Below are 16599 nucleotides of genomic sequence, written 5' to 3' on the forward strand. Positions count from 1 at the left end.
GTCTCACCCCTTTGTTCTTCTGACACTATATACTTCTGGGATTTGTTTGATTTTGTCCACGATTGACTTAAGATGTGTTAGGTTCTGGATTGAGACCGTGATTCTAATGGTGGCCATCTTGTCTTTGTTGGTTTTCGCTTCCACACTGACCAATCGTTTAGTAACAGCGTTGACTGTTTGCAAGACATCATTCAACAATCCGGAACGATCATAACCATAGATTTCCAGATCTGCATCGTATTCTTTGCCGCTGTTAGAAGTATCTTCCCACTCGACATCGATTAGACGATTGACGATCTCTTTGCTTTGGACATTCGGACAGTCACTGCGATGGATCGAGATGCCGCGGCCCTTCGTGATATACCCGACAATGGCATCACCAGGAACTGGATTACAGCAACGAGAGATTCGGATCAGTAAGTTGTCCACGCCTTCGATCACGATCCCGCCTTCATGGCGGACTTTCATTTTCTCTGGTTCTTTCTTCGCTGGCTGATTGATCATGTCTTGTACTTGTTGTTTTTGTTTTTCGATCTGCTTCTCACGGCGTTCTTCTTCCGTCAAACGATTGGCCAGTGTAGTTGGACTCACTTCGCCAAAACCGACAGAAGCAAATAAATCATCTTCTGTTTGATAATTAAATCGTTCGCAGGCTTCTGCCATCTTGCTTTTCGTTAAAAATTCTTTTGGTACAAAGCCCATGTCTTGCAATGTTTTGACCACTGCTTCGTGCCCTTTGATGATGTTTTCGTCACGATCTTGGGCCTTGAAAAAACGTTTGATCTTGTTTTTAGCTTTGCTGGTAGCTACAAGCTTGATCCAGTCGCGGCTTGGTCCGAATGAATTTGGTGATGTCAAAATTTCAATGATATCGCCATTTTTCAATTTGTAATCCAACTGGACCATCTTGCCATTCACTTTTGCACCAGTGGTTTTGTTCCCGATATCGGTATGAATACTGTAGGCAAAATCCAGCGGACTTGAACCTTGAGGCAATTCTGTGACATCGCCTTTCGGTGTGAATACATATACTTTGTCACTGAAAATGTCCCCTTTGACACCTTCCATAAATTCAGAAGCATCGTAGCTTTCATCCTGGAGTTCCAAAATTTCGCGGAACCAACCGACTTGCTGGGTCATTTTGTCTGCTTTGACTTTCTCGGTTCTACCCTCTTTATATGCCCAGTGAGCAGCAACCCCGAATTCAGCAATCTCATGCATCTCATGGGTACGAATCTGGATTTCTACTGGATTGCCTTTTGGACCGATCACTGTCGTATGTAGTGACTGATACATATTCGCTTTAGGCATCGCAATGTAATCTTTAAATCGACCTGGCATTGGTTTCCATTTTGTGTGGATCGTTCCTAAAACAGCATAACAATCTTTGATTGAATCAACGATTACCCGAATAGCCAAAAGATCATAGATTTCATTGAATTGTTTCTTCTGGTCTTTCATTTTGCGGTAAATGGAGTAGATATGTTTCGGACGACCATAGATCTCAGCAAAAATATCTAGTTCTTCAGTTGCAAGTCGAATCTGTTCAACGGTTTCCGACACATAAGCTTCCCGTTCTTCCCGCTTGGTTTGCATCAAGTGAACGATCCGATAATATTGTTGTGGATTCAAATAACGTAGTGAAATATCTTCTAGCTCCCACTTGATACGGCTGATCCCTAAACGATGCGCCAATGGTGCATAAATCTCCATCGTTTCTTGGGCGATTCGCCGTTGTTTGTCTTCCCGCAGGTGTTTCAATGTACGCATATTATGTAAGCGGTCCGCTAATTTGACCATGATCACGCGCAAATCTTGAGCCATCGCGATCAGCATTTTGCGATGATTCTCTGCTAGCTGTTCTTCATGGGATTTGTATTTGATTTTCCCTAATTTTGTCACACCATCGACCAGCATCGCTACATCTGCACCAAAGACTTCTTTTAGATCTGCTAGGGTCACTTCCGTATCTTCTACCACATCATGTAAAAAACCAGTGGCGACTGTATGAGGATCCATTTGTAGTTCCGCTAAAATCCCTGCTACTTGAATAGGATGGATGATGTAAGGCTCTCCGGACTTGCGAAACTGATCTTTGTGGGCTTCTGTCGCATAATCTAAAGCTTTCTGTACAAATGCAACATGTTCTTCACTCATATAATGGGCCACGAGCTTGATCACACCAGGTCCGGATAATATCACTTCTTTTGCCATGAAACGCGCCTCCTTTTTTCCTATTTTCAAAAAGCAAGACAGAAGCCGCTTCTAAAGAATTCTGCTATCCCCAACTCTCTGAATAGCAGAACTCTTGAAGCAATGCGCTTCTGCCTGGCCATCTTCTTTTATGATTAGTGTCATTATACAAATTTTTCTTGTTTTTTTCAATTCTCTCTATTCTGGTCAAGCGAGACAAAATACCGGTTTATTCATTCAACAGTAACGCTGACTCTGTAAAGGGCACGCCGATTTTTGCCGCCCCTGCCTGTAAAAGTTCTGCAAGTGATTTCTGATCCGTAACAGACGCTGCCGTGTTGACTTGGATCGTCAGTTGCGGTCCTCCATCTAGAGCAAAAATCGAGACATCATGCAACGCATCTGAAACAGTTAACTGCTGACCAAGAGTAATACTAGGCCAGTCCCATGCTTTCAAACGCTGTGCTACTTGGATCTTTGTCAACTCATTCATAAGTGAAGTATTGACAGCCCAGCGGATCTCACCACCAGACAAAGCCAGTGACCGGCTTGTCTCCATTAACTCCGCCAGATCAGCCGTCCGCTCTTTTTCCACCAACAAAGCCGCTGGTAGCCAGACTTCTAAAAAATCAGCGCCATCCATAAAGGAATGACCGATCTCAAAAGCTTTCTTAGCGATTGTTCCTTGTGCCAAGGGAAAATCAACTGCACAGCCGACTTGGATCTCGGAGCCTTCAGTTAACTGCTTCGCTCTGCGCAAATCACTAGGCAACACGATGACTTCTTGGACACCAAGTGTCTTAAATTCAGTAAACATATCTTTTAACAACCAATCCGTCAGTCCAGCTTGTAAAAATCGAAAACTAAGCTTGTCTTTGAATTGCGTCACTTGATCACTTCCTTACTAATTCAGTTAGTACGCTGACAGCACTCAAAAAATAAAATGGGGCGGTTTCGGTTCGCAAAATACGTGGCCCTAACCCACAGATCACAGCACCTTGAGATTCAGCACGAGTGATTTCAGCAGGTGTCAGCCCACCTTCGGGTCCGAAAATTGCTAAGATTTTGCTGCCGAGCGCTGCTTTGGACAAAATATCGATCAGTTTGGCATTCTCGCCACTTTTAGCAGATTCCTCATAAGCAACGATCACATAGTCATAGTTTGAAAGACTATCCCACAACTCTTTGTCCGAAGCAGCCAGTTGGATGATCGGTGCTCGTTGCCGCTGCGCTTGTTCAGCAGCCTCTTGGGCAATTTTTTGCAGCCGCTGCTGTTTCTTTTGGAGTTTCTTATGGTCCCACTTAACTACCGAGGATTGGGCGGGAAAACCGATAAATTTAGCGGCACCCAATTCTGTCCCTTTTTGGACGATCAATTCCAATTTATCTCCTTTAGGATACCCGCTGGCGATCGTAACATGAATCGGTAATTCTTTGTCTTGCTGTTCCTTTTCTACTTCAATCAAATGAACCGCTTGTTCATCGATCTGCTGGATTTTCGCGAGGATCGCTACTTGGTCTTGAAAGACCAAGTAGACACAGTCATCCGGAACCATCCGCATCACACGTACCATGTGATGAAACGGTTCTCCCTCTACTACATAAACAGGCTTCGCCTCATAATCCTCATTCAAAAAATATCGCTGCATATGACATTCCCTACTCTGGTTTTTTTAGTGCGATCGCATACCAATCTTTTTGATTCAAGATTTGGTCAACAACAAATCCTTGCTCTGTCATGGCATCGATCACAAGTTGTTTTTTCGCTTCGATGATTCCAGAAACAATTAATGTTCCGGTAGGCTTCAGCAACCGCCAAGCATCTGGGATCATCAGTAAGATGATATCAGCTAAAATATTCGCTACAATAATGTCTGCTTCGATTTCAATACCTGTTAAAAGGTCATTGGCAGCAACATTCACTGCTTCGGCAACTGGGTTTAGTGCCATATTTTCTTTTGCCGCCCGAACAGCCACCTCGTCAAGGTCATAGGCATATACTTGATTGGCCCCTAAGTGGCGGCTGGCAATACTTAAAACCCCTGATCCGGTTCCAACATCCAGGACCGTTTCCTCGCCTCGTAAATACATTTCTAACGCCTGTAACGTCAAGCGCGTCGTCGGATGGGTACCAGTTCCGAAAGCCATTCCTGGATCTAGCGTAATGATTTTCTCGGCAGGGTCCGTCGTTTCATATTGTTCCCAGCTGGGAACAATCGTCAAATAGCGAGTGATCCGTACTGGATGATAATATTTCTTCCAAGCAGTCGCCCACTCTTCCTCTACTACTTCGCTGGAGGTAATCTCATTTTTGCCAATTGCTAACCCATATTCCGGTAAACGAGCGATCGCCGCCTCAATAAATGGCAAAATTTCAGGTAAAAAGATAGTCTCGGGGAAATAAGCCGTTACCTGGGCGCCTTCATCCAGCGTTGTATAGGTTTCTTTGTCTAACACTTCACCATAGGCATCGCTTTTAAAGTTTTCAATGTCAAGAACATCTTCGATTGCTACACCACTGGCCCCTTGTTCCATCAAAATGTTGGCGACCGCTTCAACTGCTTCACTTGCAGTAGCTACTTTCACTTCATTCCATTTCATCTATCTGCTCCTTAATAACTTGGATAAGGAATATACGATTCCCCATCGCTTTCTTGGTAAGTATTCATACGGTCTAACAACTGATCTTGATCGAAAACTAGTTCGAAGACCGCTTCTTCACTCTCATCGTTTAGAAAATCTAGTAAATCACTTTCTCCCTCCGTCAGAATCTCTTTGATGTAATCAACCAAAGCATCCAGCAACGCTTTTTGGATTCCTTTTTTGCCTGCGTAGGGAATGACTGCCAAAAAGTCCTCTTCTGCAAAGGAAGACTTTTGGGGATCAAACAATAAAATACCGTCTTCAAATTCGATGATCTCTTCTTCAGAGGCTACTCCTTGGGCATCATCTACCTGCAAATGATTCGGGTTCTCTGCAAATAAGCGTAAAACAAGTTCGATGGTATGGTTTCTTGCATCCCAATCAAGGGCAACATCGTACTCAGGGATTTTTTTTGTTAATTGTCTGTCCAAATAAGTCAGCATTGTTTCTTTAGCCATTATACGTTCCTTCTTTCCTATTGCCAGCCGTGATCTGGCTGGACAGCAGATTTTCTGCTGTTGGTAATATATGGGTTACCTGCTACGACAAACCGCAGCGGCTTATGGGTCCACTCCCCTTTATTCGGGATACCGATTCTGGGAACAGCGAGTATTTCTTTCGGTGTTCGCCGTTTCTCGTTGACAAGATGCAGTGGACTTGTAAAAATTGAATGGCCATAATAATCAGGCGTAATTCCCAAAGCTTTCACAAGCTTTCCAGGTCCGTTCGAGAGATCAGGACCGGATTTACTGCGATTTATCTCCATTTGTGCGATTCCTTCGACGGGCTCCACGCCGCGGATCATGATCCCTTGGGGAATGCCTTCAGGCTGTGTGATAAAATTCAAAATCAAATGAGTATGCATCGTATATAAATAAATCGTTCCCGGCTTTTCATACATTGCTCGAACTCGTGGCGTGTTACGCATCCCGAAACTATGAGCAGCCAGATCTTCTGGTCCTAAATAAGCTTCACAGTCGACGATATAACCGCCTAATTTCCCACTGGGCGTCTCATGTTCCAGATACATTCCTAATAATTGCCGGGCAATCGCTGTTGTTGATTGTTGTGCAAATAATTGTTCAATTTCATTCATTTTCTTCACCTTCTTTATTTTACACAATTCTCAAGGAACTTACTATTGATTACGACCATCTTATCAATTGTTTGACCTTTCTATCGCCACTGACTAGTTTCAATAGCAAAATACCCGCTTCCTTATGGGAATATACGTTCTTATGATATACTAAAGAAAAAAGAAAGGAGCTTATTATGCAGCAACCACTTGCGTACCGCATGCGTCCCCGCAACCTTGATGAAGTCGTAGGTCAACAGCATTTAGTTGGACCCGGAAAGATCATTCGCCGGATGGTTGAGGCCAAGATGCTCTCTTCCATGATCCTGTATGGTCCACCAGGGACCGGAAAAACAAGTATCGCTAGTGCAATCGCCGGTTCGACACGTTACGCATTCCGCATGCTGAATGCTGCGACTGATACGAAAAAAGACCTTCAAATCGTCGCCGAAGAAGCCAAAATGAGCGGCACAGTCATTTTACTTTTGGATGAAGTCCATCGTCTGGATAAAACAAAGCAAGATTTCTTACTGCCTCATTTAGAAAGCGGAAAAATCATTATGATCGGGGCCACAACTGAAAATCCTTATATCACTATCAACCCAGCCATCCGTAGTCGTACACAGATTTTTGAAGTAAAACCATTGCAAGAATCAGATATTTTAGCCGCCATTGATGCGGCTTTAGCTGATAAAGAACGTGGCTTGGGAACAGAATCGATCCAGTTGACAGAAGAAGCTCGTCTCCATCTTTCACGAGCGACCAATGGGGATCTCCGCAGTGCACTCAATGGATTAGAACTCGCTGCTCGCTCCACGCCGCCAAGTTCTGATGGGAAAATCCATTTGACTTTGCCAATTATTGAAGAGTGTGTTCAGCGCAAAGCATTGACCCATGACAAAGATGGCGATGCCCATTATGATGTCATCTCTGCTTTTCAAAAATCGATCCGCGGCAGTGATGTTGATGCGGCACTCCATTATCTGGGTCGTCTGGTAGAAGCAGGAGACTTGGCAATCATCTGCCGGCGTTTGATGGTGATCGGTTATGAAGATATCGGGTTAGCCAATCCAGCGGCAGCTGCTCGAACAGTCAATGCTGTCTTAGCAGCGGAACGATTAGGCTTACCTGAGGCGAGGATCCCTTTAGCAGATACTGTGGTCGACCTTTGTCTATCCCCTAAGTCCAACTCGGCTTATATGGCACTAGACGCTGCCATCGCAGATATTCGTGCAGGCAATGCCGGGGATGTCCCTGATCATCTAAGAGACAGTCATTACAAAGGAGCTGAAGCCTTGAACCGAGGCGTCGGTTATCAATACCCGCACAACTTTGATGATGCGTGGGTCGATCAGCAATACTTACCCGATAAAATCAAGCAAGCTCACTATTATCAGCCAAAGGCTACCGGAAAATACGAGCAAGCTCTAGGTCAAAGATATCAACAATTGCAGCAACGAAAAAAACAGACCTAACCCTCAGCAGCCGCTTCATGGAAGCGAGAAAGGTTTTTGTCACCGTTTTCAATCTTCTTTATTGCTACTTTTGTTGTCCTATGCTACTATGAAGGTGGGAATTCTGTGATGTACGAGTTGTCCCATCTGTGTGTTGACCGAACATTTTTATTGATATATTGGGATCCGTCTTGTGTCAAAGCTGGTAACATGCCTTTTCATTTGGTAGTTCGATGCTTAGACCGTGGAACCCACCTGCTAGAATTTGCGGGATCAATACTACGGGAAAAAGAACGGCATCTACGGATATTACCCATTCTTTATTGAATGTGCCATCTGTTTTAGACAGGTGGCTTTTTTGTGCTTTTTGCTATTCCTTTAGCACTTCGCTATACTAAAACTATCTTATAAGAGAAGGACGGATTTCACGGATGATTTTTCTATTATTTTTGATTGCTGCTGTTTTGTTGTTTGGCGTCTGCTACTTACTGTTAACAAAACATGCCATTTTCTTTTCCCTTATTCCTGAAAATACTAAAAATCAAACTTTTTTGACCATTTATGGCTATCTTCATGGTGTTTTAGGTATTCTTGCAATCATCGTGGCTTTTTTAGACAAAAAATTGATTGCCCTCGTTTATTTAGCAGTGTTAATGATTACTTCTGCCTCATTCAGTTTGCTGTTTGCCCGTAAGATGAAAAAAACAGATAATTAGGTTTTTCTTTTTAGTCAAAAAGTTTTACAATAAAGATGAAGTTATCTGAGAGGAGTGTTTCATATGTTACAACAATATCAACGAATCATGGTTGCAGTCGATGGCTCAAGTGAGTCAGAATTAGCTTTTAAAAAAGCGGTCAATGTGGCCCAACGGAACAATTCTGAACTGGTACTAGCCCATGTAATCGATACCCGTGCCTTTCAAACTGTTTCTTCCTTTGATGGCATGTTGGCTGAGCAAGCGACTGAAATGGCTAAGCAAACATTGAAAGATTATGAAGACTATGCCCGTAAGAACCAAGTAACTGCAGTAAAGACTGTCATCGAATACGGTTCGCCAAAACCAATCATTGCGAAACAATTACCAGAAGATAATCAAATCGATTTAATCATGATCGGCGCTACTGGTCTCAATGCCGTCGAACGAATTTTTATTGGTTCAGTCTCTGAGTATGTAATACGTCATGCCTCTTGTGACGTATTGGTCGTACGGACAGACCTTGACAATCATCTGCCAACAACCAACGAAAAAGAGGAAGCATAATCTCTGAATGAACCAACACATACTCAAATCAAAAACAAAAACACTCTGACAAAAAGGTTCTTGTCAGAGTGTTTTTTTCTATTTTTCACGATTTGTTAGTTTTAGCCATTAAAAAAACTGCGCCATCCGTCTCAGCTCAAAATGACCTAGCTGTCTTTCTTGAAGAGGACACCTTCTGGTTCCTTCTGATCAGTATGACGTTTGGCACAGTCTCTTGCAACAAGCCTGTGGAGCAAGCTTGCCAGCAAAAAATGAAAGCAAAGTAATAGGTTATTTATTATCTAATCATGTTTCTGAATACTTGTAAAGTCTTTTTTCTGAATTTTCTGATTAAATCTATTTCTTTTTCTATGCGCTATTGATGGCGACTAGACTCAGTGAATCAACTGCCAAAATTTTCTTTGATAGTAGTTGTGCCATAGCACGCTACCAATCAACAGAACCAGCAAGACTGGACCATTCAAGAGCCAAAATGGAATCATCGTTGCTGCAAAACCGTAACCGACGAGTAACAGAATACTAAGGAGAAGTGCCACCATCATGCCGACGATCATTCCCACACTTCCGGCACCCCGGGTAAACAATTGACTGACATTGGTCCAATCAAGCAAAAGCAAGCGATAATCACGAGCAAAATATTTTAAGCATAGCAAGTAACAACCAAGTAACGTACCTAGAAAGAAAGTCGTTGCCAATAGGATCGGCATCTTAAAGAGCAAAATCGCCAATAAGGCAATCCCGCCAGTCAAAACCATTTGAAGCATTAGGCCAAATCGGAATTTTGCTTGTAAATATTTTTTCATAGACAACGGCAATGAACGAACAAACAGAAAATTTTGCTGATCCAATGAAATCAAGGTACTGATAAAAGAGGTTGGATTGACCATCATCACAGCTAATGCGATACCTGCCAAAAAGAACACTCCGCAAAAACGAGCATCCATTTGTCCTAGATCAAACGTACCGCTCAATGCAAATGTCACAATAAAAATGATCGGTGTCATCAGTGAAGTGGACAATACTTGCATAATCAAGTTGGGATCACGAACCAGCTGGGAATTATAACTGAATAACATCTGCGACAATCCTTGCCCGGATTTCTGCTTCCGTCGCACGCTTCCATGGTCGGGCACAGCCATCGCCACCTGATCATAAAACTTCGGTAAAATAAAGAACCGAATCGCTCCTAGCAGCAACAAACAAACCACTAGAACAATAGCAAAGCTCCCGATTCCTGCAACTGCAAAGGGACTGTGCATGATATAGAAAAATGGCAGTAAAAAGGCAATGGCCCCGCGATCCATGATCTGTGTATCGTAGGAACTGGTTTGATTCATCATCAAGATCCCTACCACTACTACGATCATAGAAATTCCCAACAACAAGCTGGTCATCATTTTTTTATGTTCACGAAACAATTTTGTTCGAGCCAATCCAAAAACGATCAAACTACAAATACTAAAAACAATCACGAGAAATAATAAAAAGAGCACAATCGCTAACAAAAGCGTGAGCAGAATAAAGACCTGTGAACGCATTCCCGTTAAAAGAAATAAGACAAATAACGGAAAAACAAATGGTGCCACTGTTAAAAAGACAACAAGAATCTTGGCGGTGAAAATTTCTGCTTGCCGGAAAGGCAATGGCAAATATGCAGGCAAGTCTTGACTCTCAAAGAAGACATTAAAAATGGACGAGATTCCTTGAGAAAATCCTAGAACGCCAAAAAGAGCAACATAATAAGTGAAAAAACCTGGCAAACGGCTGAAATCCAGTGCGATCATTGTTAGGCCGTAAATCACTAAAAAAACGAAACCTGATAATACATATTGTTGGATCAAATAACGAGTCAATTGTGTCCCGCTTTTTCCTTTTTTACGGGCTTTGTCTGTGACTTGCGGATTGGCGTACCGAAGATTGACGCTTGTCAACGTCAATAACTGTCGCTTGTTCATCTGAACTCGCCTCCATTTTCTGTCAACGATGGCTCTTCCGCGCCTCTACCTGTCATTTTTAAATAGATCGCTTCCAAAGAAAGATCTGGATTTTGTGCAAGCAATTCATCGACAGAACCGTTATAAAGCAATTCGCCTTTTTTCAAAATAGCTAACTGATCACAAAGCTGTTGGGCAGTATCCAAGACATGCGTCGAGAAAATAACCGTTTTGCCTTTCGCAGCATGTGCTTTCATCATTTCTTTTAGATCAAACGCTGCCTGCGGGTCTAATCCCTGCAAAGGCTCATCTAAGATCCAAATATCCGGATCCGGCAGTAATGCTCCAATTAGAATGGTTTTTTGCCGCATACCATGGGAAAAACTGGCTAGCGTTTCTTCTGCATGCGTCGTCATATCAAATAACTGGCCCAGTTCATTTAAGCGTACCTTTTTTTGGGTTTCCGGTACTTCATAAGCAGCTGCGATCAAATCCCAATATTCTCCGGCGGTCAACTGCAAAAACATGTCCGGTGAATCCGGGACATAAGCAATCTGTTTTTTTATTTCTTCTCGGTATTGGGCTAATGCTTTGCCATCAAAAACGATTTCGCCACTCGTCGGCTGTAAAATACTAACTAGACTCTTGATGGTCGTTGATTTTCCCGCACCATTATGTCCTAAAAAACCAAAGATCTCACCTTGCTGAATCGTCAAAGAAAGGTCCTTCAATGCTTTTTTTGTTCCGTACGTTTTACTTACATGTTTCAATTCAATCATTTACTATCCCCCTTAGAAATAAGACTTAACGTAATTTTACGTGAATAAACAGAAAATTTAAAATGTTTATTTACATTTTAAATGAAAAAAGTTGACAGGAATCAGCAAAACAAAGATAATTATAGCAATTTAGGGGAGTAGCACATGGGTTTTTCCATGATCATAGATCAACAGCAAGCGGGAATCCGCTGGTCTATGATGTTTCTTGCAAGACCTAAGTGGCAAAGGGCCTCTTGGGTCTTTTTGCAGTTCAATTTGGAGGGAAAATCTATGAGTAAAATGAAAAAATTAACCGCGGGAGGCCTTTTGGTCGCCATGGGTGTGGTCTATGGAGATATCGGGACCAGCCCACTCTATGTGATGAAAGCAATCGTTGAAGACAACGGCGGGTTGAAAACACTCTCCCCGGACTTTGTATTGGGAAGTGTCTCCCTCGTTTTTTGGACTCTGACTCTGCTTACCACGATTAAGTACGTCTTAATCGCTTTGAACGCGGATAATCACGGTGAGGGCGGAATTTTTTCCTTATACACACTTGTTCGTAAGCAAAGCCGCTACTTGATCATTCCGGCAATCATTGGTGGCGCTGCGTTATTGGCAGATGGTGTACTAACCCCTGCCGTCACTGTCACGACAGCCATTGAAGGGTTGCGGGGCATTCCGATGTTTTATGATCATTTTGGGAATGATCAATCCATTATTGTTTGGATTACATTAACGATCCTTTTCGTTCTTTTTAGCCTGCAACGCTTTGGGACAGAATTCGTTGGGAAAGCATTTGGACCGATCATGCTTGGTTGGTTTACTTTTTTGGGGATCGTCGGTTTGATCAACTTTTCCGGTGATCTGTCTGTCATTCGTGCGTTGGATCCCCGTTATGCCATCGGGCTGCTGTTTAGCCCTGATAACACCTCAGGTCTGTTCATTCTCGGGAATATCTTTCTGGCAACCACTGGTGCTGAAGCACTATATTCCGATTTAGGACATGTGGGCAAAAAGAATATTTATGCCAGCTGGCCTTACATCAAAATCTGTTTGATGCTTAATTACTTAGGTCAAGCTGCTTGGTTATTAAAGGTTTATCAAGATCCTGCCTATCAACAGATTGAAAACCTAAACCCTTTTTTCCAGGCTTTGCCTCAAGGTTGGACCGTTTTTGGCGTCGGCTTTTCTGCGTTGGCTGCAATCATTGCCTCCCAAGCTTTACTTTCCGGATCTTTCACGTTAGTTTCGGAAGCAATCAAGTTGCGTTTGTTGCCGCGGATGCAGATCATGTATCCTGGTTCTTCCATCGGACAAATGTATATCCCCGCGCTTAACCTGATGCTGTGGATCGCTTGTTCCGGTGTCGTTCTCTTATTCCGGACATCCACGCGAATGGAGGCCGCTTATGGTTTAGCGATTACAGTAACTATGCTGATGACCACAGTCTTGTTATATTTCTTTTTGCGTCAATTCAAAAAAGCGCGATTTATCGCTCCATTTATTACCTTATTTTTTGCAGCTATCGAAGGCATCTTCTTCATCTCGAGTGCCGCAAAATTTTTCCACGGTGGGTTCGTTGCGGTTTTGATGGCCGCTTTGATTATCGCCATCATGCTCATTTGGGAATGGGGCAACCACATTCAAGAACAAGCTGCCGAAGAAGTTGACTTGACCGAATACATTCCCCAACTACAGGAATTGCGGAATGATGAGACATTGCCATTTTCTCAGACCAATGTCGTCTTTTTAGTTCCAAAACTGCAAGGAAATACGATTGGCCGTCAGTTTATTTATTCGATCCTTGATAAACGGCCGAAACGCGCCAAAGTGTATTGGTTTGTAAATGTGGAAGTCACAGATGAACCTTATACAAAACAGTACGAAGTCTCGATGGCTGAGACAGATTTCATCGTAAAATTGAAACTCTACTTGGGCTTTCGGGTTTCTCAAGAAGTCAATGTCTACATCCGACAAATCATTCAAGAATTGATGAAGGATGGTCGCTTACCAAAACAGCCGCAAAAATACTCATTGACCCCGGGACGTCAAGTTGGCGACTTCCAGTTTGTTCTGATCGAAGAAGAGTTGTCGAATGTCACCTCATTAACCCGATGGGAGCGGCAAGTAATGTTAACCAAACTCTTTATCAAACGGCATACTATTTCTCCGGAACGTTGGTTTGGACTCACTTACAGTGACGTGGTCCATGAGACCGTTCCATTAGTGATTGGGCAACCGAAGGCAAGTAACCTTTCTGAAATTGTTCCAGTCAAGAAAAAACTAACTGACTAATTGCAAAGTAAGGTCACTTGCGGTACACTATTGGCAAATAAGCAAAAGGAGGAAACACCATGATGCGCATGACTAAAATAACATGTAACGTCAACTATCAGCGTTACCATATCGCATTTAGCCATGCAATTGGTTTTACAAAAACCGTTTTAGGGACGAGTCTGTCTAAAACAGTTGAATATTCGTAAAATCAATGGCCATCTCAAGGTGTTTATCTCGAACAACATCAGATAAAAATAACACAGGCCATGGATTTCCATGGCCTTTTTGAGTGGTCTCAAGGAGTGAGATCATGCTAATTCAAGCAAATAAAATCAGTAAAAATTTTGGCGGTACCCCGCTATTTGAACAATTAACTTTCCAAATTGATCCCGGTGAAAAGATTGGTTTAATCGGCATCAATGGATCTGGTAAGACAACATTATTAGATTTATTACTCGGGACCGAGAAAAACGATACTGGAACGATCAGCCGACGTAAAAGTCTTTCTATTGGTCATTTGGCACAAGAATTTTCGCCCTCTTCAGAAACGGTGCTGACGTATTTACAAACCTCTTCCCCCCGACTGCAAGAGATAAGTCGCAAGATGCGACGTTGTGAACAACAGATGAGCGATCCTGACGCTGACTTATCGAAATTATTGGACCGCTATGGTCAATTACAGCTACAATTTGAAGAACTCGGTGGCTATCTGTTAGAAGACCGGATTCTTGCTAGCTTAAGAGGATTGGGAATAGCGCAGTTGCAAGAAACTTCTTTGCAGGCGTTAAGTGGTGGGGAGCGAGTCAAAGTAGAACTAGCAAGATTGCTGTTGACAGAGCATGACTTGCTTTTACTGGATGAGCCCACGAATCATCTTGATTTAGCTAGTCTTCATTGGCTGGAAAACTATCTTATCAATACGAAAAAAGCATATATCGTCATCTCTCATGACCGCGCTTTTCTGGACAAAGTGACGACTAGGATCTGTGAGATCGAAGATGGTCAATTGATTTCTTATCCGGGAAACTATAGCCAATATCGGTCATTGAAACAAGCTCGAATCGCGGAACTGACTAAGAACTATGAGCTGAAGCAAAAAGAATGCCAGCGGCTTAAAGCGATGATTCGCCGTTATCGCCAATGGGGGAATGAAGGGGACAATGAGGACTTTTTCCGTAAAGCCAAAGAAATTGAAAAGCGTTTAGCGAAGATCACTCTCGTCAAGCCCCCGCTGCCTCCTAAAAAAAGGATACGCACAGTCAATCAAAGTGATCGAACAGGCAGAGAAGTCTTTATCGCCCGAAATATCGGTAAAGTCATGGCTGATCGGCTACTCTTTGAAGACAGTAGTTTCTCGATTTACCGTGGTGATCGCTTAGCGATCATTGGTGAAAACGGCACCGGTAAGACGACCCTGATTCAGCTTTTGTTAGGTACTTTGGCGCTTGACGCGGGAACGATCAAATCCGGCAGTAATCTGCAGATCGGGTATCTGCCTCAAAAGCTCTCATTTTCTAATCCCGCTATGCGGGTCCTATCCTTTGCCTATCAGTTCATAGGCAATGAACAATCTGCACGACAACAACTGGCACAAATCGGTTTTTATCAGGATGATGTCTCAAAACGCATTCAGGATCTTTCTGGCGGTGAGAAGATTCGCCTTTATCTGCTGAAACTTTTTCATAAAAAAATCAACGTCCTGCTATTAGATGAGCCTACCAATCATTTGGATATCTATGCTCGTGAAGAAATTGAAGAATTGATTCAGCGCTTTGGTGGTACGTTAATTGCTGTGAGCCATGACCGCTATTTTCTAAAACAAACTTTCCAAGACATGCTGTTGATCCGCGACCAGCAGGTCATGCGGCAGCCCATCGACTGGCAGGCTCTTTAAGAAGATCACGTTCGTTTTTTTCACCATAAGGAATCGTATATCAGAAAAATCAAATAAAAATAGCCGCAGGATAAGAGAACTGGCAGACCTCGTGACAGGGTGACGAGGTGTTGTTCGTACACTGGAACACTCTCAGTCCCTGCGGCTATTTCATTTGTTTAAAAGACGCGAATTAAAAGAGTGTCAACTGCTGGTCTTCAAAACGATGGATATAGGCAAAGACTTCTTCTGGTCGATAAAGAATTTGATAGGTTTGGCAGAATGCACAAAAAATAGCCATTAGCTTTTGCTGATTCGGACTGTCGCAAACATACCGATCGCCAAAAGTTTGCTGATACTTTTCCTTCATACCAGGAAAATCACGGTCTAGTTGCTGATAAAAGTATGCGCGATTTCCTTCCCGCATCGTCACCCCAAATCCAAAACAGATGATGCCTTTCACTCCCGCTTGGCGACAGTAGTCCAAAACCCCCAACAGATTCTCCTCGCTGTCATTGATAAAAGGAAGAATAGGTGATAACCAAACAACAGTAGGAATCCCTGCTGCTTGAAACGTCTTAAGCGCCAAAAAACGATGATAAGTGGTAGCGACTTGTCGTTCTAATTTTTTACATAGTGCTTCATCATAAGTCGTTAGAGTCATTTGAACAACTGCTTTCGTTTGCTGGTTGATTTCTATCAGCAAATCCAAATCTTCCAACACACGCGTTGATTTGGTCAAAAGCGCGACACCAAAACCGTTCTTTTTGATTACTTCCAGTGCTTGCCTCGTTTGTCTCAAACGCTGTTCTGCATGAACGTAAGGATCTGACATAGCACCGGTAACGATCATGCAAGGCTGTCGGCGCTTCTTTAATTGCTGGTCCAAAATCGTTATTGCTGCTTCTTTGATCTCGATATCCTCAAACCGATGCGCCATCTGATAGCAGCTGCTGCGACTATCACAATAAATACAGTCATGTGTACACCCTCGATAGAGATTCATTGTATTGTTTGGTGAAAGAATCGTTTTATAGCGTCGCGTGTGCATTTAACCCCTCCTACAGAACTTATGTTCCCATTTATTTTCTCATAACTTGACTAAAAGTGCAAAAAAAGACTTGATC

At 42.8% G+C, this 16599-nt stretch carries 15 protein-coding genes and 1 other RNA gene; 7 read left to right on the forward strand and 9 right to left on the reverse strand.

The features are described 5' to 3' along the window. Positions 1 to 3: 3 nt before the first annotated feature. From IGJ28_RS01885 to IGJ28_RS01910, 6 genes are all read right to left on the reverse strand, one after another. The gene (locus IGJ28_RS01885; protein ID WP_003128466.1) at positions 4 to 2214 is read right to left on the reverse strand and encodes a RelA/SpoT family protein; all 2211 of its coding nucleotides are present in this window, start codon (positions 2212 to 2214) and stop codon (positions 4 to 6) included. A gap of 208 nt (positions 2215 to 2422) precedes the next feature. Then, positions 2423 to 3082, reverse strand: coding sequence for a deoxyribose-phosphate aldolase (locus tag IGJ28_RS01890; RefSeq protein WP_252712268.1), 660 nt, complete (start codon positions 3080 to 3082; stop codon positions 2423 to 2425). A 4-nt stretch (positions 3083 to 3086) separates the two neighbouring features. Further along, a complete protein-coding gene (locus IGJ28_RS01895; RefSeq protein WP_252712267.1) occupies positions 3087 to 3842 on the reverse strand; it encodes a 16S rRNA (uracil(1498)-N(3))-methyltransferase in 756 nt (251 codons plus the stop codon). Between the two features lie 10 nt (positions 3843 to 3852). After that, positions 3853 to 4794, reverse strand: coding sequence for a 50S ribosomal protein L11 methyltransferase (gene prmA / locus IGJ28_RS01900; protein ID WP_003128462.1), 942 nt, complete (start codon positions 4792 to 4794; stop codon positions 3853 to 3855). A gap of 11 nt (positions 4795 to 4805) precedes the next feature. Continuing rightward, positions 4806 to 5294, reverse strand: a complete 489-nt coding sequence (locus IGJ28_RS01905) for a DUF3013 family protein (protein WP_003128461.1) — start codon at positions 5292 to 5294, stop codon at positions 4806 to 4808. Between the two features lie 17 nt (positions 5295 to 5311). Beyond that, complete coding sequence (locus IGJ28_RS01910) at positions 5312 to 5932, reverse strand: DNA-3-methyladenine glycosylase (protein ID WP_005472850.1); 621 nt, start codon at positions 5930 to 5932, stop codon at positions 5312 to 5314. A gap of 176 nt (positions 5933 to 6108) precedes the next feature. Between IGJ28_RS01910 and IGJ28_RS01915 the strand changes: the two genes are divergently transcribed. The 4 genes from IGJ28_RS01915 (at position 6109) to IGJ28_RS01930 (ending at position 8627) form a co-directional block, all read left to right on the forward strand. After that, a complete protein-coding gene (locus IGJ28_RS01915; protein ID WP_005472852.1) occupies positions 6109 to 7386 on the forward strand; it encodes a replication-associated recombination protein A in 1278 nt (425 codons plus the stop codon). Between the two features lie 97 nt (positions 7387 to 7483). Then, a non-coding RNA gene (gene ssrS, locus IGJ28_RS01920) (6S RNA) lies at positions 7484 to 7678 on the forward strand. 118 nt (positions 7679 to 7796) lie between these two features. Beyond that, positions 7797 to 8081 (forward strand): hypothetical protein, encoded by a 285-nt coding sequence (locus IGJ28_RS01925; protein WP_148394905.1) that lies wholly within the window; start codon positions 7797 to 7799, stop codon positions 8079 to 8081. A 63-nt stretch (positions 8082 to 8144) separates the two neighbouring features. Then, complete coding sequence (locus IGJ28_RS01930; RefSeq protein WP_003128457.1) at positions 8145 to 8627, forward strand: universal stress protein; 483 nt, start codon at positions 8145 to 8147, stop codon at positions 8625 to 8627. Positions 8628 to 9001: 374 nt separating this feature from the next. Here the strand turns inward: IGJ28_RS01930 and IGJ28_RS01935 are convergent, their stop codons facing one another. Continuing rightward, positions 9002 to 10582, reverse strand: a complete 1581-nt coding sequence (locus tag IGJ28_RS01935) for a hypothetical protein (protein ID WP_003128454.1) — start codon at positions 10580 to 10582, stop codon at positions 9002 to 9004. Then, positions 10579 to 11340 (reverse strand): ABC transporter ATP-binding protein, encoded by a 762-nt coding sequence (locus IGJ28_RS01940; protein WP_003128453.1) that lies wholly within the window; start codon positions 11338 to 11340, stop codon positions 10579 to 10581. The genes IGJ28_RS01935 and IGJ28_RS01940 overlap by 4 nt, the downstream gene beginning before the upstream one ends. 270 nt (positions 11341 to 11610) lie before the next feature. On the opposite strand from IGJ28_RS01940, the gene IGJ28_RS01945 reads away from it, so the two are divergent. The 3 genes from IGJ28_RS01945 (at position 11611) to abc-f (ending at position 15493) form a co-directional block, all read left to right on the forward strand. Beyond that, positions 11611 to 13617 carry a KUP/HAK/KT family potassium transporter gene (locus IGJ28_RS01945; protein WP_005472860.1) on the forward strand — a complete coding sequence of 669 codons (2007 nt, stop codon included), beginning with the start codon at positions 11611 to 11613 and terminating at the stop codon, positions 13615 to 13617. Positions 13618 to 13676: 59 nt separating this feature from the next. Next, entirely contained in the window at positions 13677 to 13805 is a 129-nt protein-coding gene (locus IGJ28_RS01950) for a hypothetical protein (protein WP_005472862.1), read from the forward strand. Positions 13806 to 13909: 104 nt separating this feature from the next. Continuing rightward, on the forward strand, positions 13910 to 15493 hold the full coding sequence (gene abc-f / locus IGJ28_RS01955) for a ribosomal protection-like ABC-F family protein (protein WP_138371448.1): 1584 nt from the start codon (positions 13910 to 13912) through the stop codon (positions 15491 to 15493). 172 nt (positions 15494 to 15665) lie between these two features. Here abc-f and IGJ28_RS01960 read toward each other — a convergent pair whose 3' ends face one another. After that, the gene (locus IGJ28_RS01960) at positions 15666 to 16523 is read right to left on the reverse strand and encodes an SPL family radical SAM protein (protein WP_176333079.1); all 858 of its coding nucleotides are present in this window, start codon (positions 16521 to 16523) and stop codon (positions 15666 to 15668) included. Between the last annotated feature and the right edge of the window lie 76 nt (positions 16524 to 16599).

It is taken from the genome of Enterococcus sp. AZ091 (genome assembly GCF_051714805.1).
GTDB lineage: Bacteria > Bacillota > Bacilli > Lactobacillales > Enterococcaceae > Enterococcus_D > Enterococcus_D gallinarum.